Source organism: Pseudomonas sp. 1L-B-1-E-C1, assembly GCF_057291835.1.
This window is the reverse complement of the sequence record NZ_JBXAWN010000003.1, coordinates 12,777-31,934: the sequence shown is the minus strand read 5'-3', so window position 1 is coordinate 31,934 and position 19,158 is coordinate 12,777. Positions and strand designations below refer to the sequence as shown.

Sequence of the window (19,158 nt, the reverse complement as noted above, 5' to 3'; positions counted from 1 at the left end):
GGCTAGTGCCATCGGGCGAGTGGTCAGTTGTGTTGCGTCACCTGGCCCAGATCGTCGCCGGAGGTCTGCTTCATATCCTCCTTGCGCAACTCGGCAACATCGGCAGCTTTCACTGGTGCACCCTTGTTGCCCCAACTGCCACGAATGAAGCTCACCACATCCGCCACTTCCTGATCCGACAGGCGCCAGGCGAAGCCGGGCATGGTGAACGTCGATGGCGCCGTGTGCGTAGCTGGCAAGGTTCCGCCCTTGAGCACGATGTGGATCAGCGAAGTCGGATCGTCCGTCTGCAGCACCGGATTGCCTGCCAGCGCCGGAAACACCCGGGTATAGCCGTGGCCATCGGTGCGATGGCACGCCGCGCAGTTGTCGATGTACACCGACGCGCCACGTTGACTGTCATCGCCGTTCCACAAGGCTTTCGCCGCTTTCTCGTCGTACTGATGCGGCTGGTCCGCTGGATCATTCGCCGGCAGTGATTTGAGATAGCGGGCAATCGCGGTGAGGTCGGCGTCGCTCATGTATTGCATGCTGTGCGTAACCACATCGCTCATGCCACCGAACACCGCACTGCGATCACTGCGTCCGGTCTTGAGAAATTGCACCAGTTGCTCCTCACTCCAACTGCCGAGGCCATCCTTGTGATCGCCGCGCAGGCTCTTGGCGATCCAGCCTTCCAGCGGTGCACTGCCGGCAAGAAAATGTTCACCGTCCGCCGCGCTCAGGGCTTTTTCCTGCATGGTCAGCGCGCGCGGGGTGTGGCAGGCGCCGCAGTGGCCGAGGCCTTCGACCAGATAAGCGCCGCGATTGATCACCGCATCGTCGCCCGTGGCCTGGTAGTCCTCGACCTTCGGTGCAAACAGCCAGCGCCAGCCCATCAGCGGCCATCGCATGCTCAACGGCCATGGAATATCGCTGGCCTTGTTCTCCTGCGCCACCGGTTCGACGCCGTGCATGAAGTACGCATACAGCGCTTGCATGTCGCTTTGGCTGACACGGGCGTAGGACGGATATGGCATCGCCGGGTACAACGTGCTGCCGTTTTTGGCCACGCCGTGGCGTACGGCCTGATCGAAATCTTCGAAGCTGTAATCGCCGAGGCCGGTTTTGTCCGGGGTGATGTTGGTCGAGTAGATCGTACCGATCGGCGTTTCCATCGGCAGCCCGCCGGCGAACGGCTTGCCGCCCTTGGCCGTGTGGCAGGCCACGCAGTCACCCGCGCGGGCGAGGTATTGGCCTTGTTTGATCAGATTCTGATCAACTTCAGCCGCATGAACTGAAGCGCTGCCAAGCACGGCGAGAGTGGCGATAACGAGAGTCTTCATGGTCATCGCTCCTTAAGCCTGCACCAACGGGCCGGGGTTTTTCAGGTATTGCTCGCGGATCGCTTTCGCCGACCAGTAGGTCAACGCCGCGACCAGACCGGTCGGGTTGTAGCCCAGGCCCTGCGGGAACGCCGATGCGCCCGGAACGAACACGTTGTGCACGTCCCAACTCTGCAAATAGCGGTTCAGCGCGCTGGTCTTCGGATCGGTGCCCATGATCGCGCCACCGTTGAGGTGGGTGGTCTGGTACGAGGCGGTGTTGAAGTGGTCGCCCATTTGCTTGCCGATCACCGCGATGGCTTTCGGGCCCATGGCTTCGGCGATCTTGCCCATTTTCTCGACCATGAAACGGTTCATCTTGATGTCGTTTTCCTGCCAGTCGAAGGTCATGCGCAGCAGCGGCAAACCGTAGGCGTCGCGGTACACCGGATCGAGATCGAGATAGTTGCCACGGTAGGACTGATGCGCGCCGTGGGCGTCCATCGACACCTGATGGGTGTAGTAATCGGCGGTGGCGCGTTTCCATGCACTGCCCCACGCCGGTGTGCCCGGCGGGTTGGAAGTGCCGGCAATCGGTCGGCTGCCGGCCTGGTTGACCCACATCGGTGAGCCGCCGACGAAGCCGTGCGGGCCGTGGTCGAAGTTGTCGGCGTTGAAATCATCCACCGCCACGCCGTTGCCGCCGGCGCCGATGAAGTTGTTGGTGTGGGTGTCTTTGTCGAAGAAGGCCTTGATGGTCGCCATGTTCTGGTAGGCGAAGTTACGCCCGACCACGCCTTCGCCGCTGATCGGGTCGTAGGGTTTGCCGATTCCGGAAAGCAGCATCAGACGTACGTTGTGCAACTGGAACGCGCCGAGGATCACCAGATCCGCTGGCTGCTCGATCTCCCGGCCCTGGCCGTCGACGTAGGTCACACCGGTGGCTTTGGATTTGCTGCTGTCGAGATTGACCCGCAGCACATGTGAGTTGGGTCGCAGCTCGAAATTCGCCAGCGGCTTGAGCGCCGGCAGAATGTTCACGTTCGGCGAGGCCTTGGAATACATGTAACAGACGTAGCCGCTGCAGAAGCCGCAGAAGTTGCACGGGCCCATCTGTGCGCCGTAGGGATTGGTGTATGGCCCGGAAGTATTTGCCGAAGGCAGGTTGTAGGGTTTGTAACCGACTTCTGTAGCCGCTTTGCCGAACAGCTGGGCGGACACGGTGTTTTTCTGCGCTTCAAGCGGGAACGGATTGGAGCGATCCGCCGCATACGGGTTGCCGCCCTTGCCCTGACCGACCAACTGGCCCTTCACGGTCCAGGCCTGGCCAGAGGTGCCGAAGACTTTTTCCGCAAAGTCGAAAAACGGCTCCAGCTCTTCATAGCTGACGCCGAAGTCCTGGATGGTCATGTCCTTGGGGATGAAACTTTTACCGTAGCGCTCTTCGTAATGGCTGCGTATGCGCAACTCGATCGGATCGACCCGAAAGTGCACGCCCGACCAGTGCAGACCGGCGCCGCCGACGCCATTGCCCGGCAGGAACGCGCCCAACTGGCGGTTGGGCAGGGCGATATCGTTGACGCTGTGGCGAATGGTCACCGTCTCTTTGGAGATGTCTTGAAAGAGTTTTTTGCGCACGCTGTAGGTGAGTTCGTCGATCACCTGCGGATAGTTGCCGTCGGGATAAGTGTCCTGCATCGGCCCGCGCTCCAGCGCCAGCACGTTGAGACCCGCTTCGGTGAGTTCCTTGGCCATGATCGCACCGGTCCAGCCGAAACCGACGATGACTGCATCAACCTTCTTCATTACCGTTGCCATGCTTACGCCCTCTCGCCGCGAATCGACACTGCCGGGAAGGGGTATTGCTCGTTGCGTTCCACCCAATCCATGAAATCGGCGCGGGCGCCGGGGAAACCGATCATGGTCCAGCCGACCATGCCTTTATTGCCACCGTGGATCGGGTCGCAGAAGAAACCTTCCTTGGTGTTTTGCAGCAGCAGATTGAAGAAAATCTTCGCCGGGACGGCGTCGAATTGCGGCTTGCCGGCTTCAAGTTGCTTGAGCAAGTCGTCTCGGGTAGCGCTGTCTTGCTCGGCAAATGTTTTTCCGCTGAGACCTTTTACCCACTGATCCGTGGCGGCGATGCCGAGGCGGTAGATGTCTTTGGGCACCAGTTTGCTCTGCCAGCCCATTTCCGGCGCAGCGTCGGCATTGAACGGGCCTTGCATGTACCACAGCGCGCCAGCGGCGTACGGGGTGTTCATCTGGCGGTCGATGTATTCCGGCACGCCGGCCTCGAGGGCGCCGGGGCCTTGCGCATCGTTGGGGATCAACTGGGCAACGGCGGCGTTGATGAACGCCCATTCTTCGGCGGTGAAAAAGCTCGGCTGATAATCACCGGCGCCGGCAGGGGCGGGTTTTGCCGCGGCAGGCGCCGGTGCGCTTTCAGGAGCGGCTTGCAGCACGCTGCTGCCCAGGCCGGTACCGGCGAGGGTAACCACCGGAATCAGGGTCAGGGATTTGCGCAGGAACTCACGCCGCGGATTGTCTCGATCTTGATCAGACATGGGGCACCTCATCAGGCATTAAGGTCAGCCGCTTCTGCGAGCAGCTCGAGGAATTTTGCGTCGCGATGACGGAGGTCAGGCCCGGTAAAAGGCGCCACGTCTGCAACATCATGTGACAAATGGTAGCAGGCTAAGCATCAAGAAAAACCGCTTGAGCGGAAAAAAGCACCGGGAGACAACGATTCACGATTCTTTGACGGCCGGCTCACGGGGCCTTGACCGCTGAGCGGCGAAGCTGCAACTCCTTCAACAAAGATTGCCGAAACGGTCAGCCCAGCATGTCTCGAGTGCGATTTTTCTCCGCTTTGTGTTTTTCGCTTGTCGCGCTGTTGCATGGCATTGCCGCCCGGGCGGCCGACGCAACACCACTTCGCCCGGCCGAGTGGGCGCAGCCGGTCGAGGCGCAATTCAACCTGTTCCGCATGTCGCCGACCCTGTATCGCAGCGCCTTGCCCAGCCGTGGCGCGGTGCCGCTGCTGAATCATCTGCACGTCGTCACCGTGATCAATTTCCTCCCGGAAGCCGACAGCGACTGGCTGTCTGACCCCGCCATCAAGCAGGTGCAGTTGCCGTATCGCACCAATCACGTCGATGACAGCGATGTGCTCAAGGCCCTGCGCGCGATTCAGTCCGCCGAGGCTGACGGCCCGGTGCTGATGCACTGCAAGCACGGCTCCGACCGCACCGGCCTGATGGCGGCGATGTACCGGGTGGTGGTGCAAGGCTGGAGCAAAGAGCAGGCCCTGAAGGAAATGACCGAGGGCGGTTTTGGCGACAGCCAGCACTTTCACGACAGCGTGCGCTACGTGATGCAGGCCGACGTCGACCGGTTGCATGAAGCCTTGATCAATGGCGAATGCAGCACCAGTGCATTCGCCATGTGTTCCATGAAGAACTGGTTCGACTCGGCGCATGTCCAGCGCTGATCGGCTCAACCTGGCGGCGCGGCAAAAAGCTGAGTGTCGATCGGCTGACCGAGGAAGGCTTGCAGCGCCGCGGGCAGTGACTGCGTGTCACCCGAAAACAGTATCTCGCGCAGATCCCGGCCCGTTTGCGCATTGAACACACCCTCGCGCTCGAAGCGTTTGAACGCCTCGCTGGCCATCACGCCGGACCATTTATAGGCATACACCGAAGCCTCATACCCGGTCGCCAGAAAATCGAAACTGTTGGCGAACCGGCAGTAGTCGGGTATCGGCAGGTGGGCAAACTCCCGCTGCACATCATTGAACACCTGCTGAATGCTGCGACCGTCACCGTGACTGCGATGTAGCTCTAAATCGAATAGCGCGCTCATCAACAAGATGGCCGTTTCCCGGCTTCGTTGTGCATCAAGGGCGGACAACGCTGCGTTTATCCGGTTTTCGGACAGCCGCTCGGCGGTTTTGTGATGGATGGCCATCCAGCGTAGAAACTCGGCTGAGTGCGCCCATTGTTCAAACAACTGCCCGATGAATTCGGCAGCGTCGCGGCTCAACTGCGAAATGCCGGACAGGTTGTAATGCGGCGAACGGCTCAGGACGTGATGCAGGCAGTGTCCGAACTCATGCAGCAGTACGCGCAGATCCTGGTGTGAAAGCAGGTTTTCCTGGCCGGCGACAGCGGCGGTAAAGTTGCTGTGAAGCGAGGCAATCGGCAATGCTCGCCGGCCTTCGGCATTGACCCGACGGTTGCGCAACACACCCGACCACGCAAAGTCATTGCCAGCTTCGCGGTGGAACAGGTCGATATACACGTAGCCGATCGGTTGACCATGCTCGCTGACTTCGAACAGTCGGACCTGGTCGTCGAAGGGGTCGCGCTGCGCTTGTTCGCTGATTCTGATCCCGAGCAGATGCTCGCTGAAGCGCAAGAGGCTGCGCAACGCAGTGTTCAACGGGAAATACTGGCGCAGGTCATCCAGCGCGCCTACCGCGTGTTGTCGACGAAGTTGTTCAGCCAGGAAATCCTGATCCCATGGCTCGACCTGCTCGATACCCTGCGTGCGGGCAAAAGTCTGCAGTTCCTCGGTTTCCTCGGCCAGCGCCGCTGCGTTGAGGGCTATTTGCCGACGCAGGAAAGCACTGACCTGCGAGGTGTCTGTAGCCATACGATCGTGCAAGCGCAATTGGGCGAAATTGTCGAAGCCCAGCGTCCGGGCTTTTTCGTGACGCAAGAACAGCAACACCATCAGTACCGGCTCATTGTCGAACTGTCCGGCATCAGCCCCCTGATCCGAGGCACGTGTGCAATACGCTCGGTAACATTCCTCGCGCAGCGCGCGATTCTGCGCATGGGTCATGATCTGCTGGTAAGTGTTTTGTTCCAGTGTCAGTCGCCAACCAGGGAGTCCCGCCTGTCTTGCATTGGCAGCCAGATGCTCCTGCACGTCGGGCCTCAGCCCCGCCAGCAACGTAACGTCGACAATGTGCTTGCTCCAGGCGGCGCTGGCAGCTTTGAGATTGCTCATGAACAGTTTCTCCATGAGGTCGATTTCGCTGTTCAATTGCGCCAGCTTTTCGCTTTGAGCGTTGGGCAACCCGGCTCCCGCCATGTGGAATCCGCGCAGGGTTTTCGCCAATGAGGCTTTGCGTGCATCACTGAAACTGCCCGCTATCGAACTGCTTGCCAGGCGCTGATAGGTCTGTAGCAACGCTGGATTTCTGCGCTTTGCGGCCAAAAATTGCTCTGCGACTACGCTGCTCAAGGCGCTCTGCTGTACCCAGTCGGGATCCTCGGAATGGATTACTGTCAGGAACTCGATGACCGCGATGGTTTCATCCAGGCGCGCGCCCGCCTCATCGATGGCGATGACCAGATCGTCCCAGTTGGGATGATCGACCTGAGTGGCGATGACGTTTTCGATAATCAGTTGGTTGTCAGCAACAATCTGGTCGATCGCCGGCATCAGATGCCGGGCGCGCACCGCTGACCAGGGCGGCAATTGCCAGTGTTGTAAAAGCGGATTGGTGTCAGGCATGGCGTCTTCCGTGAGAGAGGGCTGAACGGGTCAGCCTAATCACGAAGCGCGGGGGCGAGGTGGTAGATAGTTACCGCCACCTGCCGACGATCATCGGCAGGCGGCGGTAGTTGTCACTGTTGTTCGTCAGGTTTTTTCTTCAGTTTCGGGTTCGGGAAGAACTGCACGGCCTGTACCTTCTTGTCGGCTGCAGGCTTCAATGCACTGGTGTTGACCCGTGTGCCCAGCTCTTTGGGCACCGACAGGCCCTGCTCGTTGAGGGTGTCGGAGTAACCGCAGGCCACGCATTCGCGGTGCGGCACGCCGTCCTCGTTCCACATCATCAACTTGTCCGGCTCGCTGCACGCCGGGCAGACCGCCCCGGCGATAAAGCGCTTCTTGGTGATTACAGGGCCGTCGCTCATGCTGCCGCGTCCTCGCTAAGGCCGCTGTGGCGCAACAGCGCGTCGATCGACGGTTCACGGCCACGGAAGTCGACGAACAGCACCATCGGTGCTTGCGAGCCGCCGCGCGCCAGAATCGCTTCGCGGAACGCCCGACCGGTGTCAGCGTTGAGCACGCCGTCTTCCTCGAATTTCGAGAAGGCATCGGCGGACAGCACTTCGGCCCACTTGTAGCTGTAGTAACCGGCCGCGTAACCACCGGCGAAGATGTGCGCGAAGCTGTTGGGGAAGCGGTTGTAAGCCGGTGGACGCATCACCGACACCTCGTCACGTACGCCCTCCAGCACTTGCGCCACGCTGCGGCCATCGCCGTGGGTGGCGTGCAGTTCGAAGTCGAATAGCGAGAACTCCAGCTGCCGCACCATCATCAGACCGGACTGGAAGTTCTTCGCCGCGAGCATTTTTTCCAGCAGGTCTTGCGGCAGTGGCTCGCCAGTCTCGTAGTGGCCGGAAATCAGCGCCAGGCCTTCCGGCTCCCAGCACCAGTTTTCCATGAACTGGCTTGGCAACTCGACTGCATCCCATGCCACGCCGTTGATACCTGACACGCCAGCGTGCTCGACGCGGGTCAGCAAGTGATGCAGGCCATGGCCGAATTCGTGGAACAGGGTGGTCACTTCATCGTGGGTCAGCAGCGCCGGTTTGCCGCTGTCGGCCGGTGTGAAGTTGCACACCAGATTGGCCACCGGGCTTTGCAGCACACCGTCGACGGTGCGGCGACGGTCGCGGGCGCCATCCATCCACGCGCCGCCACGCTTGTTGGCGCGGGCATACAGGTCGAAGAAGAAGCGGCCGACGTGCTGACCGTTCTCCTTGATTTCGAACAGCCGCACGTCGGGGTGCCAGGTGTCGAAGCCTTTCTGCTCGGCGATCTCAATGCCGTACAGACGCTGTACGATGGCGAACAGACCGCTCAGGACTTTATCGATCGGGAAGTAGGCACGCAGGGTTTCCTGAGCGACGCTGTAGCGCTGCTCGCGGAGTTTTTCGCCGTAGAAGCCACTGTCCCAGCTTTGCAGATCGGCGCAGCCCTGTTCGGCTGCGTATGCACGCAACTGTTGCAGATCCTGGGCGGCGAACGGCTTGCTGCGCTGGGCCAGATCACGCAGGAAGCTCAGCACCTGATCGCTGGATTCGGCCATTTTTGTCGCCAGGCTCAGCTCGGCGAAACTGCCGAAGCCCAGCAGTCGCGCCAGTTCCTGGCGCAGGTCGAGGATCTCTTCCATCACCGGACCGTTGTCGTTCTGCCCGGCATTCGGGCCCTGGTCCGAGGCGCGGGTGCAGTAGGCGGCGTAGACTTCTTCACGCAGTGCGCGGTCCTGCGCATAGGTCATCACGGCGTAGTAGCTGGGGAATTCCAGAGTGATCAGCCAGCCATCGAGGCCTTTGGCCTGAGCAGCGGCAGCCATTTGCGCCTTGGCCGAATCGGTCAGGCCGGCGAGGGCGGCTTCATCGGTGACGTGCTTGGTCCACGCCTGAGTGGCGTCGAGCAATTGATTGGAGAAACGGCTGCCCAGCTCGGACAGTTTGCTCTGCACTTCGGCGTAGCGTTTCTGCTCGGCTTCCGGCAGGTCGATACCCGACAGGCGGAAATCGCGCAGGGCGTGTTCCAGAATGGTTTTTTGCGCGACGTCGAAATTGGCGGCTTCCGGGCTGTTGGCCAACGCTTCATAGGCCTGGAACAGTTCGCGGTTCTGACCCATTTCGGTGGAATAGGCGCTCAGGGCCGGCAGGCACGACTCGTAGGCTTCACGCAATTCGGCGCTGTTGCACACGGCGTTAAGATGGCTGACCGGGCTCCATGCCGCACCGAGGCGATCGTTGAGTTCGTCCATCGCCAGCACCAGACCGGCCCAGGTCGGGTTCTTGCCCTGGGTCTTGAGGATCTCGGCGATGGCGGCGCGGTTGTCCGCGAGGATGGATTCGATGGCGGGCAGGACGTGTTCGGCACGGATCGTGGAGAACGGCGGCAGGTCGTAGGACTGCAAAAGAGGGTTGTTCACGCTCACGGTTGGCACCTTGGCTGGAAGAAACATGCGCCCATCTTAATTACAATCGACACTCACCGCAGCTATCGGCGACAGAGAGAGAACTAATCGTGTCCCTTCGCAAATACCAGAATCACACCCCGCAGTTGAGCAAAGGCGCATTCGTCGACGGTTCGGCGGTGGTGATCGGCGACGTCGAAATTGGCGAAGACAGCTCCGTCTGGCCGCTGACGGTGATCCGTGGCGACATGCACCGCATCCGCATCGGTGCGCGCACCAGCGTGCAGGACGGCTGTGTGCTGCATATCACCCACGCCGGCCCGTTCAACCCGGACGGTTTTCCTTTGCTGATCGGCGATGACGTGACCATCGCCCACAAGGTCATGCTGCATGGCTGCACCGTCGGCAGCCGCGTGTTGATCGGCATGGGCAGCATCGTCATGGACGGCGCCGTGGTGGAAGACGATGTGATCATCGGCGCCGGCAGCCTGGTGCCGCCGGGCAAGCGCCTGCAGAGTGGCTTTCTTTATGTCGGCAGCCCGGTCAAGCAAGTGCGCCCGCTGACCGACAAGGAAAATGCCTTCTTTACGTACAGCGCGGCGAACTACGTCAAGCTCAAGGACCTGCATCTGGCCGAAGGCTACGACCAGCTCTGAATTGCCCTACATCTGCTCAGGAATTCTCATGCATTACCAGACTGTACTGTTCGACCTCGATGGCACCCTGACCGACCCGCGTGAGGGCATCACTCGCTCAATTCAATTTGCCTTGGCCAATCTCGGCATCGACGAACCGGACCTGAGCAAACTGGAACACTTCATCGGCCCGCCGCTGCTGCAAGCGTTCATGCAGTTCTACGACTTCGACGAGGCCAGGGCCTGGGAAGCGGTGAATTTCTATCGCGAGCGCTTCAAGGTCACCGGCCTTTACGAAAATCGAGTGTTCGACGGGGTGACGCCGCTGCTGGAGACCTTGAGCGGGCAAGGGCGGCAGTTGTACATCGCAACGTCTAAGCCTTGGGTGTTTGCCCGCGAAATCGCCCGGCATTTTGATTTTGCCCGGCATTTCAAAGTGATCTACGGCAGCGAGCTGGACGGCACGCGGACCAACAAGGTTGAGCTGATTGCGCATTTGCTTGAGGCAGAAGGCCTGGACCCGGCGCAGACCCTGATGATCGGTGATCGCAAGCATGACCTGATCGGTGCGCGCAGCAATGGCCTGGATGCAGCGGCGGTGGGGTATGGGTTTGGCAGTTTCGAGGAGTTGAATGCCGAGGCGCCGGCTTATCACTTTGAAACTCTGGATGCGTTGCATCAGGCGTTCTTGCAGCGCTGATGAAATAGCCTTCGCGAGCAGGCTCGCTCCCACAGGGGCACCGCTATCCAATGTGGGAGCGAGCCTGCTCGCGAAAGGGCCGTTATGCCCCCGAATTCCTTAGAACCTGGCCAATGTTTTCAGCGCCGCCTTGCGTTCATCACCCGGCAACCGTCCCAACCGCTCAACCTCGGCATAAAACCTCAACCAATCCCCACCCACTTGCCTGAACAGCGCAGCAAATGCCGGCACCCACTGGTCATACAGCCCGAACGGTAACAATCGCGCATTGTTCAGCGGCGCATTGACCCAGGCGTCATAACGTTTGTCCCCGGCCCACTGGCTGTCGCGCATTACCCGATAGTCCCTGCGCAAACGCTCGAACTCGGCCGCTTTGCGCGCGCGCATCTGCTCGGCGGACAGCGGTTGCGCATAGAGCTTCTCCAACCGTGAGCGGGTGTCGAGCACCAGACCGATGAACTGGTCACGCTGCTTGAGCCTGGCATCGGATTCCGCCGGCAAGCCGCGAAACGCGCGCCATTGCCGCGTGCCTTCCTGCTCGACAAACGTCGCGAATGACTCGTTGAACTCAGTGTCGTCCTTCACATAGAAACGCTGATGCGCCAGTTCATGAAAGATCAGTGTGGCCAGACGCTCATCGCCCCAGCCCATCATCGAGTTAAGGATCGGGTCATTGAACCAGCCAAGCGTCGAGTACGCCTCGACCCCGCCGATCGACACGTCCATGCCCTGCAAGCGCTGAATCGCCGCTTCGCCACGGGCGGCGCTCTGGCTGTAGTAGCCGCGATAGGCCACGCAGCCGGCAATCGGGAAACAGTGATTTTGGGGCGTGAGGGAAAACTCTGCGGTGGCGAAGACGTTCCACACCACGAACGGGCGGCCGATGTCGGCGTACAGGCGATAGCTTCGGTTGTCCGGCAGGTGCAGATGCTCACTGGCGAACGTGCGGGCCTTTTGTGATTGGGCCAGGTGCGCTCGCAATCTGGCGTCGCGGCTCGGGTCGGCAATGACTTTCTCCACCGGCTCCCGCGCGCGCAGCAATTGCAATTGTCCGCTGGCGAGCTGGCTGTAGTAGCTGACGCTGGCGCAACCGTTGAGCAACAAAAACAACACACCCGGAAACAAAATCGGAAAAACGCGATCAAGTAACCCAAGGCTGGAAAACGGCCTGATCAAAATAAGAAATTCCCCGGAAAGTCTGCCCCAAGACTATCCCGCCTCAAGGAGCACCGCTATGCGCATGTTGATGCTGACAGGAGGCCTGCTGACGCTGGCCGGTTGTGCCGGATTCGGAATGCCCGATCCCGACCCTTCGCAAGCCTGGATCGATCTCGACGCCCGCCAACACGACACGGCGCTGCAAGCCGTGCAAGTCGATGCCACCCAGGCCATCGATAAACGCTATTTCGAAGTGCAGCCCGGCAGCCACGAACTGAAGGTGCGCTATCAATTTCCGGTCGAGGCCACCAACATCGGCCCGAATGCCGAACCGCTGTGGCGCGATTGCCAGATGAACGTGAAATTCAAGGATTTCAACGCCGGCCGGCGCTATCAGTTGCAGGCGGGCAGCATCGGCTTCCGGCCTTGGGCCAAGCTCTATGATGAACAGCGCAAGGTAGTCGGTCAGGGCACACCGGCGGGCTGTCAGAGCAGTTGATCGGCGCTATGCTGGCTGTTCAGATCTGTGGATATCCATCATGCGTACGTTGCTGCTGTTGCTCGTTGTCGGCCTTGTCGCCGGTTGCCAGACGCCGTTGCCCCCGGTTGACCCGCAAATGGCCTGGGTCGACTTCTCCACGCCAAGCCCTGGCGGCAAACTGCTGATGGCCGAGCGTCTCGACAACCAGCGCTTGAACGACGGGCGTTTCTTCCAGGTGACGCCCGGTAGCCATGAGTTGCGGGTGCGCTTTGACTTCGAAGTGTTCGGCGGCGGTGGCAGTCTGCTCACCGGCCCGGTCGAGCGTTTGTGTTATCTGACGATCCGTTATGACCACTTCGAAGCAGGCCAGCGTTATCTCTTGGAAGGCCGCTCGCTGGCGTTTACGCCGAGCGCGCGTTTGTACAATGCCAAGCGCGAGATCGTTGCAGAAGACCGCGAGTTCCACTGCATCATCTAGCGCTTCAGCTGTCGTTTTTCTGGTAGATGATGCGCTTGGTACCGTTCTCGCAAGTGCCGACGATCATGGCTGAGTCGTGCTGCTTCGCTTCTTCCGCCGTGATGATCTCCAGGGTGTACGAGGGGATTGCCTTCGCCTGAATATTTCTTTCGATTTCCTCTCTGAGGTCTTCGCAGTCCTTCGGGGCTGCGAAAGCGGACGTGGCCAGTGCACTGCAAAGGATCGCCAAGCCAATACGTTTCATCGATGAAGCTCCTTGAGGCAGCGCGCACGGGCGTGCGCTGAAGCTGCTGTCGATTATTCGACCACATTTCTGCGGAGCGGGTTCTGACTTTGCTCACATGTTCGGATTTTGTGATGTCGAGATTGCCATCGCGAGCGGGCTGACTCCTACAGTTGATCGCATCCATCTGAATAAATGCAATTCCCTGTGGGAGCGAGCCTGCTCGCGAAAGCGTCAGCCCAGCAAACGCCGAATCAGCTGACCAGCGAAGCCTCGAGGGTGATCTTCGCATTCAGGACCTTGGAAACCGGGCAACCTTCCTTGGCCTTGTTGCTCAGCTCTTCAAACTGCTGCTGAGTCGCGCCCGGGATTTTCGCCTTGAGAATCAGCCTCACTGCGGTGATCGCGAAGCCGCCCTCAACCTGATCGAGGGTGACTTCGGCGTTGGTGTCGATGCTGTCTGCCTTCAGGCCGGCATCGCCGAGAATCATCGAAAACGCCATGGAGAAGCAGCCGGCGTGGGCCGCGCCGATCAGTTCTTCCGGGTTGGTGCCCTTGCCGCCTTCAAAGCGTGCCTTGAAGCCGTACGGCGCTTCCCGGAGTACGCCGGTTTCGGTGGAGATCGAGCCGAGACCGGTTTTCAGGTCGCCTTCCCAATGCGCCGATGCCTTTTTCACGATAGCCATGTCTGCCTCCTCAAATGTGGCGCGGAACGCCGCGCCGTCGCGGTTTTTACTAGCAAGGCTTCTGAGGATAGACGGCGGAACAAAGTTCAGCCTGGCTGAATCGTTGACTTTTTTAGTAGGAAATTTCGTCGCTGCTATTGAATCTCGGGTATATGCCCTCATTCCATAAAACACGCTTATGGATTTGGCAGGTTTTCGTTCGCAAGAAAAACCTGCCTCCCCACCCGGAGATGCAGGTTCATGAAAAAACTGTCCGACGTTAAATTTTCCACCCTCGACCTGGTGCCGGTGCGCGAAAACGGCAGCCCCGGGCAATCGCTGCGCAACTCGCTGGACCTGGCGCAACATGCCGAGAAATTCGGCTACACACGCTTTTGGGTTGCCGAACACCACAACATGGATGGCATCGCCAGTTCCGCCACCTCGGTCTTGCTCGGCTATCTGGCCGGTGGCACTTCGACGATCCGTGTGGGTTCCGGCGGGGTGATGCTGCCTAACCATGCGCCGCTGGTGATTGCCGAGCAGTTCGGCACCCTTGAGAGCCTGTACCCGGGACGGATCGACCTGGGACTGGGCCGCGCGCCGGGCTCCGACCAGATGACCGCCCGCGCCTTACGCCGCGAACGCTCCGGCAGCGCTGATGACTTCCCTGAAGATGTCGCCGAACTGATGCGCTATCTCGGCCCGCGCACCCCGGAACAACGGGTGATCGCCATGCCCGGCACCGGCACCAATGTGCCTGTCTGGCTGCTCGGTTCGAGTCTGTTCAGTGCGCAGCTGGCAGGTGAGCGGGGCTTGCCTTATGCCTTCGCCTCGCACTTCGCGCCGCGCTTCATGCACGAGGCGATTCGCATCTACCGCAATCACTTCAAGCCGTCGGCGGTGCTCGACAAGCCCTACGTGATGCTCGGCGTGCCGCTGGTGGCCGCTGATACTGATGAGCAAGCCGATTATCTGGCGACGTCGGTGTACCAGCGCATTCTTGCGCTGATGCGTGGGCAGAGTCTGGTGCAGCGTCCGCCAGTGAAAACCATGGACGGCCTGTGGCTGCCCCATGAACGTGAAGCGGTGGGCGATTTTCTTGGCCTTGCCATGGTCGGCGGCCCACAGAAGATCCGCGCCAGGCTTGAAGTGCTGATCGAGCAAACCCAGGCGGACGAGCTGATTTTCACCAGTGATTTGTATGAGCACGCCGATCGCATCCATTCCTACGAACTGCTTGCGCAAGTCATGAAGGGGTAACGCGAACCCTTGTAGGAGCTGTCGAGTGAAACGAGGCTGCGATCTCTTGATCGTGATTTGAAATCAAGATCAAAAGATCGCAGCGTGCCGCAGCTCCTACAGGGAAAATCATCGCCCCAAAAAAAGCCGACGCATCCACGTCGGCTTTTGTATTTCAGGCGCAATCAACCGCGCTTGTAGACGATTTCCTTGCTGCCGCCTTCGCAACTGCCGACAACGTCACCATCAGCCGCCGCACCTTTGTCGACAACCTCCAGCGAATAGCCGGATACGCCTTTGGCGTCGAGCTTCGCGGCGATTTCGCTTTTCAGCTCGTCACATGGCTTGCCGGCTGCAAACGCACCACCCGCAAGGCTCAACAAACCTACTGCCAACATGAACTTCTTCATCGGTCGCACTTCCTGGTCGGATTGAAAGAGGCGGGCATCGGGTTATCCACCCGATGCGCTCACCTTGTAGCGCTTTGCCATTCCCTATGGCACTCGGCCAGCGCGCAAGTTCAGAAGACTGGATCAAACTCAGCTGGCGACAATCTTGAAGCCCACCTTCAGCGTTACCTGAAAATGCGCCACCTGGCCGTTTTCGATGTGGCCACGGGTTTCGGTCACTTCGAACCATTCCAGATTGCGCAGGGTTTTGTTGGCTTCGGCCAGCGCATTGTTGATTGCGTCTTCAATGCTGGTGGTGGACGAACCGACCAGCTCGACTTTCTTGTACGTGTGATGGTCACTCATGACGATCTCCTTGGGTTGGAATGGCGTGTGAAATTGAACCTGGCAGGCAATTGCACTGTTGATTTCGGCGCCGCTGCGCTGCCGAAGTTCAGAATTTCTGCACTTTCTTGAAGTGCTGAAGTCCCAACCAACACACGCCACTCATCACCAATGCAGGAGAGCCACCATGGCCAACACCTCTTTACGTAAAGCCTCGTTGCAAAGCATGGAAGCCGAGATCGAGAGTCTGCTCAAATCGTTGGAAAGCTTGAAAGACGATGCTTCGGACGAGTCGCGCAAGACCCTCAAGGCGCTGAAAAGCAATGCCGAAAGTGCACTGAAACATTCCCGTCATCTGCTCAGCGACGCGTACGAAGAAGTCAAAGTGAAAACCCGCGAGACCGGCATTGCCACTCGTGACTACGCGCAGGAACACCCATGGACCACAGCCGGCGTGGCTGTTGGTGCAATTGGTCTGCTCGCTGCCTACTTTTTGTTCAAACGCGGCGAGTGATCAGGCTGGCGCAGCTCGTTTTTGAGCCACTGCGCCAGTTGCCGGGCGCGCCCGTCTGCGGCGCGCTTGGGTAGCCACAACGCCAGTTGCGCCGGGGTTTCGCAGAAGCCCCACGGCGCAACCAGGCGACCCGCCTTCAGATCTTCGATTACCAATGGCTCCGGCGCGATCGCTACGCCGAGACCTGCAACAGCAGCCTCCAGCAAATAATACAAATGCTCGAATCCTTGCCCGAGCTTCAACGCCTTGGCGTCGAGGCCGTACTGCTGCGCCCAACTGGGCCAGGCCTGCGGTCGAGAGGTGGTGTGCAGCAAGGGCTCGTCGAGCAATGCTGCGGCCGGAGCGGCTTGCAGCTTTTGATAGCCGCTGAACAACGGGCTCATCACCGGGCCGATACGCTCCGCCGCCAGTTCATAGACTTGCATATCCGCCGGCCACGGCGGCTCGGCGAACAGCAACAAGGCATCCAGTCCCGGGCGCCGGGGATCGAGATCGCCTTCACCGGCAGACAGGTGCAAGCGCAAATCCGGCAGATCGGCATTCAACCGTCCCAGACGCGGAATAAACCAGCGCGCCAACAGGCTCCCCGAACACCCGAGCACGAACGGCGCATCGGCAGTGTTTTGGGTCAATTCCGCACAAACACTGCGCAACCGATCAAACGCCTCACCACTGGCATCACGCAGACGCACGCCGGCATCTGTGAGTTTCAAGCCGCGCCCTTCCTTGACGAACAGACTCACGCCGAGATGCTCTTCAAGCACCTTGAGCTGGCGGCTGACTGCGCCGTGGGTGACATGCAACTGCTCGGCAGCCTGACTGACACTGTTCAGACGGGCGGTGGCCTCGAAGGCGCGCAAGGCATTCAGCGGAGGAAGGTCATGGCTCATGGTATCTGTGAGTTTTCCTGACAGGTTGTGGCGATCTTATCGGTTTTCAGTCCAGAGCGTCAGAGGTAGAGTGGACGTCATTGTCTTCTCACCGAATTCACCTGGAGCGACCCATGACCCAGACTTCGAACACCTCTGATCTGCGTAACGGCCCTGACGCCAACGGCCTGTTCGGTGCGTTCGGTGGCCGTTATGTTGCGGAAACCCTGATGCCGTTGATCCTCGACCTGGCCCGCGAGTACGAAGCGGCCAAGGAAGATCCGGCCTTCAAAGAAGAATTGGCCTACTTCCAGCGCGACTACGTCGGACGTCCGAGCCCGCTGTATTTCGCTGAACGCCTGACCGAGTTCTGCGGCGGCGCGAAGATCTACCTCAAGCGTGAAGAGCTGAACCACACCGGCGCGCACAAGATCAACAACTGCATCGGCCAGATCCTGCTGGCGCGGCGCATGGGCAAGAAGCGCATCATCGCCGAGACCGGTGCCGGCATGCACGGCGTGGCCACGGCCACTGTCGCTGCGCGTTTCGGTCTGGACTGCGTGATCTACATGGGCACCACCGATATCGAACGGCAGCAGGCCAACGTCTTCCGCATGAAGCTGTTGGGCGCTGAAGTGATCCCGGTAGTGGCCGGCACAGGCACCCTGAAAGACGCAATGAACGAAGCCCTGCGGGACTGGGTGACCAACGTCGACAACACCTTCTACCTGATCGGCACCGTGGCCGGCCCACACCCTTATCCAGCAATGGTCCGCGACTTCCAGGCCGTTATCGGCAAGGAAACCCGCGATCAGTTGCAAGCTCAGGAAGGTCGTCTGCCCGACAGTCTGGTGGCGTGCATCGGTGGCGGCTCCAACGCCATGGGCCTGTTCCACCCGTTCCTCGACGACAAAAGCGTTGAAATCATCGGCGTCGAAGCCGCCGGTTACGGCATCGAAACCGGCAAGCACGCGGCCAGCCTCAACGGCGGTGTGCCGGGCGTTCTTCACGGTAACCGCACCTTCCTGCTGCAGGACGATGACGGCCAGATCATCGACGCCCACTCGATTTCCGCTGGCCTCGACTATCCGGGCATCGGTCCTGAACACGCCTGGTTGCACGACATCGGCCGCGTCCAGTACACCTCGGTGACCGACGACGAAGCGCTCGAAGCGTTCCACAAATGCTGCCGTCTGGAAGGGATCATTCCTGCGCTGGAAAGCGCCCACGCCCTGGCCGAAGTGTTCAAACGCGCACCGCAGCTGCCAAAGGATCACCTGATGGTGGTCAACCTCTCGGGCCGTGGTGACAAGGACATGCAAACCGTGATGCACCATATGCAACAGTCGCAGCAGGAGAAACACTGATGAGCCGCCTGCAAACCCGCTTTGCCGACCTCAAGCAACAGAACCGCGCCGCGCTGGTGACCTTTGTCACCGCCGGTGATCCTGACTACGACACTTCGCTGGCAATTCTCAAAGGCTTGCCGGCGGCGGGTGCCGACGTGATTGAACTGGGCATGCCGTTCACCGATCCGATGGCAGATGGCCCGGCGATTCAGTTGGCCAACATCCGTGCGCTGGCGGCGAAGCAGAATCTGGCGAAAACCCTGCAGATGGTTCGCGAGTTCCGTGAAGGCAACAGCGACACGCCGTTGGTATTGATGGGCTATTTCAACCCGATTCACATGTACGGCGTGCCGCGCTTTATTGCCGACGCGAAAGAGGCTGGCGTCGATGGCTTGATCGTGGTCGACATGCCGCCAGAGCACAACGAAGAACTGTGCGACCCGGCGCAGGCTGCCGGGCTGGATTTCATTCGCCTGACCACGCCGACCACCGACGACGCGCGTTTGCCGCGGGTGCTCAATGGCAGTTCCGGTTTTGTCTATTACGTATCGGTGGCCGGTGTCACTGGCGCCGGTGCGGCGACCCTGGAACATGTGGAAGAAGCAGTTGCGCGTCTGCGTCGGCATACCGATCTGCCGATCAGCATTGGCTTCGGTATCCGTACACCGGAGCAGGCTGCGGCGATCGCGCGTCTGGCTGACGGTGTGGTGGTGGGCTCGGCGTTGATCGATCACATCGCCAGCGCCGATACCCCTGAGCAGGCCATCGATGGCGTGTTGAGTCTGTGTTCGGCGCTGTCGCAAGGTGTGCGCAACGCCCGCGGTTAGGCCCGAGGGGAAATAAAAAAGG

21 protein-coding genes are annotated in these 19,158 nt (G+C 60.2%); 9 read left to right on the top strand and 12 right to left on the bottom strand.

What is annotated here, in order from left to right:
- Positions 1 to 23: 23 nt before the first annotated feature.
- The 3 genes from AC0Z4S_RS06410 to AC0Z4S_RS06400 are packed head-to-tail and all read right to left on the bottom strand — an operon-like array spanning position 24 to position 3,871.
- Positions 24 to 1,325, bottom strand: a complete 1,302-nt coding sequence (locus tag AC0Z4S_RS06410) for a c-type cytochrome (protein ID WP_485622458.1) — start codon at positions 1,323 to 1,325, stop codon at positions 24 to 26.
- Between the two features lie 12 nt (positions 1,326 to 1,337).
- Positions 1,338 to 3,122 (bottom strand): GMC family oxidoreductase, encoded by a 1,785-nt coding sequence (locus tag AC0Z4S_RS06405; protein ID WP_485622457.1) that lies wholly within the window; start codon positions 3,120 to 3,122, stop codon positions 1,338 to 1,340.
- Positions 3,123 to 3,124: 2 nt separating this feature from the next.
- Positions 3,125 to 3,871: a gluconate 2-dehydrogenase subunit 3 family protein gene (locus AC0Z4S_RS06400; protein WP_329516858.1), complete on the bottom strand. Its 747-nt coding sequence runs from the start codon at positions 3,869 to 3,871 to the stop codon at positions 3,125 to 3,127.
- 278 nt (positions 3,872 to 4,149) lie between these two features.
- Between AC0Z4S_RS06400 and AC0Z4S_RS06395 the strand changes: the two genes are divergently transcribed.
- A complete protein-coding gene (locus tag AC0Z4S_RS06395) occupies positions 4,150 to 4,797 on the top strand; it encodes a phosphatase domain-containing protein (protein WP_485622456.1) in 648 nt (215 codons plus the stop codon).
- A gap of 5 nt (positions 4,798 to 4,802) precedes the next feature.
- On the opposite strand, the gene AC0Z4S_RS06390 is transcribed toward AC0Z4S_RS06395, so the two are convergent.
- The 3 genes from AC0Z4S_RS06390 to prlC form a co-directional block, all read right to left on the bottom strand.
- Complete coding sequence (locus tag AC0Z4S_RS06390) at positions 4,803 to 6,830, bottom strand: M3 family metallopeptidase (RefSeq protein ID WP_485622455.1); 2,028 nt, start codon at positions 6,828 to 6,830, stop codon at positions 4,803 to 4,805.
- Positions 6,831 to 6,943: 113 nt separating this feature from the next.
- The gene (locus tag AC0Z4S_RS06385; protein WP_016772316.1) at positions 6,944 to 7,234 is read right to left on the bottom strand and encodes a YheV family putative zinc ribbon protein; all 291 of its coding nucleotides are present in this window, start codon (positions 7,232 to 7,234) and stop codon (positions 6,944 to 6,946) included.
- Positions 7,231 to 9,309, bottom strand: a complete 2,079-nt coding sequence (prlC, locus tag AC0Z4S_RS06380; RefSeq protein WP_485622454.1) for an oligopeptidase A — start codon at positions 9,307 to 9,309, stop codon at positions 7,231 to 7,233. Before prlC ends, AC0Z4S_RS06385 begins: the two co-directional genes overlap by 4 nt.
- Before the next feature lie 62 nt (positions 9,310 to 9,371).
- On the opposite strand from prlC, the gene AC0Z4S_RS06375 reads away from it, so the two are divergent.
- Both AC0Z4S_RS06375 and AC0Z4S_RS06370 read left to right on the top strand, forming a co-directional pair.
- Positions 9,372 to 9,917, top strand: a complete 546-nt coding sequence (locus AC0Z4S_RS06375; RefSeq protein ID WP_485622453.1) for a gamma carbonic anhydrase family protein — start codon at positions 9,372 to 9,374, stop codon at positions 9,915 to 9,917.
- 28 nt (positions 9,918 to 9,945) lie between these two features.
- Positions 9,946 to 10,596, top strand: a complete 651-nt coding sequence (locus AC0Z4S_RS06370) for an HAD family hydrolase (RefSeq protein ID WP_485622452.1) — start codon at positions 9,946 to 9,948, stop codon at positions 10,594 to 10,596.
- A 99-nt stretch (positions 10,597 to 10,695) separates the two neighbouring features.
- Here AC0Z4S_RS06370 and AC0Z4S_RS06365 read toward each other — a convergent pair whose 3' ends face one another.
- Positions 10,696 to 11,772 (bottom strand): aminopeptidase, encoded by a 1,077-nt coding sequence (locus tag AC0Z4S_RS06365; protein WP_485622451.1) that lies wholly within the window; start codon positions 11,770 to 11,772, stop codon positions 10,696 to 10,698.
- Between the two features lie 58 nt (positions 11,773 to 11,830).
- On the opposite strand from AC0Z4S_RS06365, the gene AC0Z4S_RS06360 reads away from it, so the two are divergent.
- Together AC0Z4S_RS06360 and AC0Z4S_RS06355 are read left to right on the top strand one after the other, a co-directional pair.
- Entirely contained in the window at positions 11,831 to 12,253 is a 423-nt protein-coding gene (locus AC0Z4S_RS06360; protein ID WP_485622450.1) for a PA0061/PA0062 family lipoprotein, read from the top strand.
- Between the two features lie 40 nt (positions 12,254 to 12,293).
- Positions 12,294 to 12,713, top strand: a complete 420-nt coding sequence (locus tag AC0Z4S_RS06355) for a PA0061/PA0062 family lipoprotein (protein ID WP_253497664.1) — start codon at positions 12,294 to 12,296, stop codon at positions 12,711 to 12,713.
- A gap of 4 nt (positions 12,714 to 12,717) precedes the next feature.
- Here AC0Z4S_RS06355 and AC0Z4S_RS06350 read toward each other — a convergent pair whose 3' ends face one another.
- Entirely contained in the window at positions 12,718 to 12,957 is a 240-nt protein-coding gene (locus AC0Z4S_RS06350; protein ID WP_485622449.1) for a DUF1161 domain-containing protein, read from the bottom strand.
- Positions 12,958 to 13,190: 233 nt separating this feature from the next.
- Positions 13,191 to 13,622: an OsmC family protein gene (locus AC0Z4S_RS06345; RefSeq protein ID WP_485622448.1), complete on the bottom strand. Its 432-nt coding sequence runs from the start codon at positions 13,620 to 13,622 to the stop codon at positions 13,191 to 13,193.
- A 240-nt stretch (positions 13,623 to 13,862) separates the two neighbouring features.
- On the opposite strand from AC0Z4S_RS06345, the gene AC0Z4S_RS06340 reads away from it, so the two are divergent.
- Complete coding sequence (locus AC0Z4S_RS06340) at positions 13,863 to 14,864, top strand: LLM class flavin-dependent oxidoreductase (RefSeq protein WP_485622447.1); 1,002 nt, start codon at positions 13,863 to 13,865, stop codon at positions 14,862 to 14,864.
- A gap of 164 nt (positions 14,865 to 15,028) precedes the next feature.
- Here AC0Z4S_RS06340 and AC0Z4S_RS06335 read toward each other — a convergent pair whose 3' ends face one another.
- Both AC0Z4S_RS06335 and AC0Z4S_RS06330 read right to left on the bottom strand, forming a co-directional pair.
- Positions 15,029 to 15,253 (bottom strand): DUF1161 domain-containing protein, encoded by a 225-nt coding sequence (locus AC0Z4S_RS06335; RefSeq protein ID WP_024015026.1) that lies wholly within the window; start codon positions 15,251 to 15,253, stop codon positions 15,029 to 15,031.
- Positions 15,254 to 15,382: 129 nt separating this feature from the next.
- On the bottom strand, positions 15,383 to 15,598 hold the full coding sequence (locus tag AC0Z4S_RS06330) for a dodecin (RefSeq protein ID WP_039757080.1): 216 nt from the start codon (positions 15,596 to 15,598) through the stop codon (positions 15,383 to 15,385).
- 166 nt (positions 15,599 to 15,764) lie between these two features.
- Between AC0Z4S_RS06330 and AC0Z4S_RS06325 the strand changes: the two genes are divergently transcribed.
- On the top strand, positions 15,765 to 16,091 hold the full coding sequence (locus tag AC0Z4S_RS06325) for an ElaB/YgaM/YqjD family protein (protein WP_039757078.1): 327 nt from the start codon (positions 15,765 to 15,767) through the stop codon (positions 16,089 to 16,091).
- Here AC0Z4S_RS06325 and AC0Z4S_RS06320 read toward each other — a convergent pair.
- On the bottom strand, positions 16,064 to 16,981 hold the full coding sequence (locus AC0Z4S_RS06320) for a LysR family transcriptional regulator (RefSeq protein WP_485622446.1): 918 nt from the start codon (positions 16,979 to 16,981) through the stop codon (positions 16,064 to 16,066). The two genes, AC0Z4S_RS06325 and AC0Z4S_RS06320, sit on opposite strands and share 28 nt — an antisense overlap.
- Positions 16,982 to 17,094: 113 nt before the next feature.
- Between AC0Z4S_RS06320 and trpB the strand changes: the two genes are divergently transcribed.
- Together trpB and trpA are read left to right on the top strand one after the other, a co-directional pair.
- A complete protein-coding gene (trpB, locus tag AC0Z4S_RS06315) occupies positions 17,095 to 18,327 on the top strand; it encodes a tryptophan synthase subunit beta (RefSeq protein ID WP_130910987.1) in 1,233 nt (410 codons plus the stop codon).
- The gene (gene trpA / locus AC0Z4S_RS06310) at positions 18,327 to 19,136 is read left to right on the top strand and encodes a tryptophan synthase subunit alpha (protein WP_485622445.1); all 810 of its coding nucleotides are present in this window, start codon (positions 18,327 to 18,329) and stop codon (positions 19,134 to 19,136) included. The genes trpB and trpA overlap by 1 nt, the downstream gene beginning before the upstream one ends.
- Positions 19,137 to 19,158 lie beyond the last annotated feature (22 nt).

Bases quoted from the DNA above. Each gene is read 5' to 3' on its own strand.
- AC0Z4S_RS06350 (WP_485622449.1), bottom strand. From the start codon at position 12,957: ATGAAACGTATTGGCTTGGCGATCCTTTGCAGTGCACTGGCCACGTCC.
- AC0Z4S_RS06400 (WP_329516858.1), bottom strand. From the start codon at position 3,871: ATGTCTGATCAAGATCGAGACAATCCGCGGCGTGAGTTCCTGCGCAAA.
- AC0Z4S_RS06345 (WP_485622448.1), bottom strand. From the start codon at position 13,622: ATGGCTATCGTGAAAAAGGCATCGGCGCATTGGGAAGGCGACCTGAAA.
- AC0Z4S_RS06325 (WP_039757078.1), top strand. From the start codon at position 15,765: ATGGCCAACACCTCTTTACGTAAAGCCTCGTTGCAAAGCATGGAAGCC.
- AC0Z4S_RS06405 (WP_485622457.1), bottom strand. From the start codon at position 3,122: ATGGCAACGGTAATGAAGAAGGTTGATGCAGTCATCGTCGGTTTCGGC.
- AC0Z4S_RS06395 (WP_485622456.1), top strand. From the start codon at position 4,150: ATGTCTCGAGTGCGATTTTTCTCCGCTTTGTGTTTTTCGCTTGTCGCG.
- AC0Z4S_RS06370 (WP_485622452.1), top strand. From the start codon at position 9,946: ATGCATTACCAGACTGTACTGTTCGACCTCGATGGCACCCTGACCGAC.
- trpA (WP_485622445.1), top strand. From the start codon at position 18,327: ATGAGCCGCCTGCAAACCCGCTTTGCCGACCTCAAGCAACAGAACCGC.
- trpB (WP_130910987.1), top strand. From the start codon at position 17,095: ATGACCCAGACTTCGAACACCTCTGATCTGCGTAACGGCCCTGACGCC.
- AC0Z4S_RS06410 (WP_485622458.1), bottom strand. From the start codon at position 1,325: ATGAAGACTCTCGTTATCGCCACTCTCGCCGTGCTTGGCAGCGCTTCA.
- AC0Z4S_RS06320 (WP_485622446.1), bottom strand. From the start codon at position 16,981: ATGAGCCATGACCTTCCTCCGCTGAATGCCTTGCGCGCCTTCGAGGCC.
- AC0Z4S_RS06360 (WP_485622450.1), top strand. From the start codon at position 11,831: ATGCGCATGTTGATGCTGACAGGAGGCCTGCTGACGCTGGCCGGTTGT.
- AC0Z4S_RS06390 (WP_485622455.1), bottom strand. From the start codon at position 6,830: ATGCCTGACACCAATCCGCTTTTACAACACTGGCAATTGCCGCCCTGG.
- AC0Z4S_RS06355 (WP_253497664.1), top strand. From the start codon at position 12,294: ATGCGTACGTTGCTGCTGTTGCTCGTTGTCGGCCTTGTCGCCGGTTGC.
- AC0Z4S_RS06335 (WP_024015026.1), bottom strand. From the start codon at position 15,253: ATGAAGAAGTTCATGTTGGCAGTAGGTTTGTTGAGCCTTGCGGGTGGT.
- prlC (WP_485622454.1), bottom strand. From the start codon at position 9,309: ATGTTTCTTCCAGCCAAGGTGCCAACCGTGAGCGTGAACAACCCTCTT.
- AC0Z4S_RS06340 (WP_485622447.1), top strand. From the start codon at position 13,863: ATGAAAAAACTGTCCGACGTTAAATTTTCCACCCTCGACCTGGTGCCG.
- AC0Z4S_RS06330 (WP_039757080.1), bottom strand. From the start codon at position 15,598: ATGAGTGACCATCACACGTACAAGAAAGTCGAGCTGGTCGGTTCGTCC.
- AC0Z4S_RS06385 (WP_016772316.1), bottom strand. From the start codon at position 7,234: ATGAGCGACGGCCCTGTAATCACCAAGAAGCGCTTTATCGCCGGGGCG.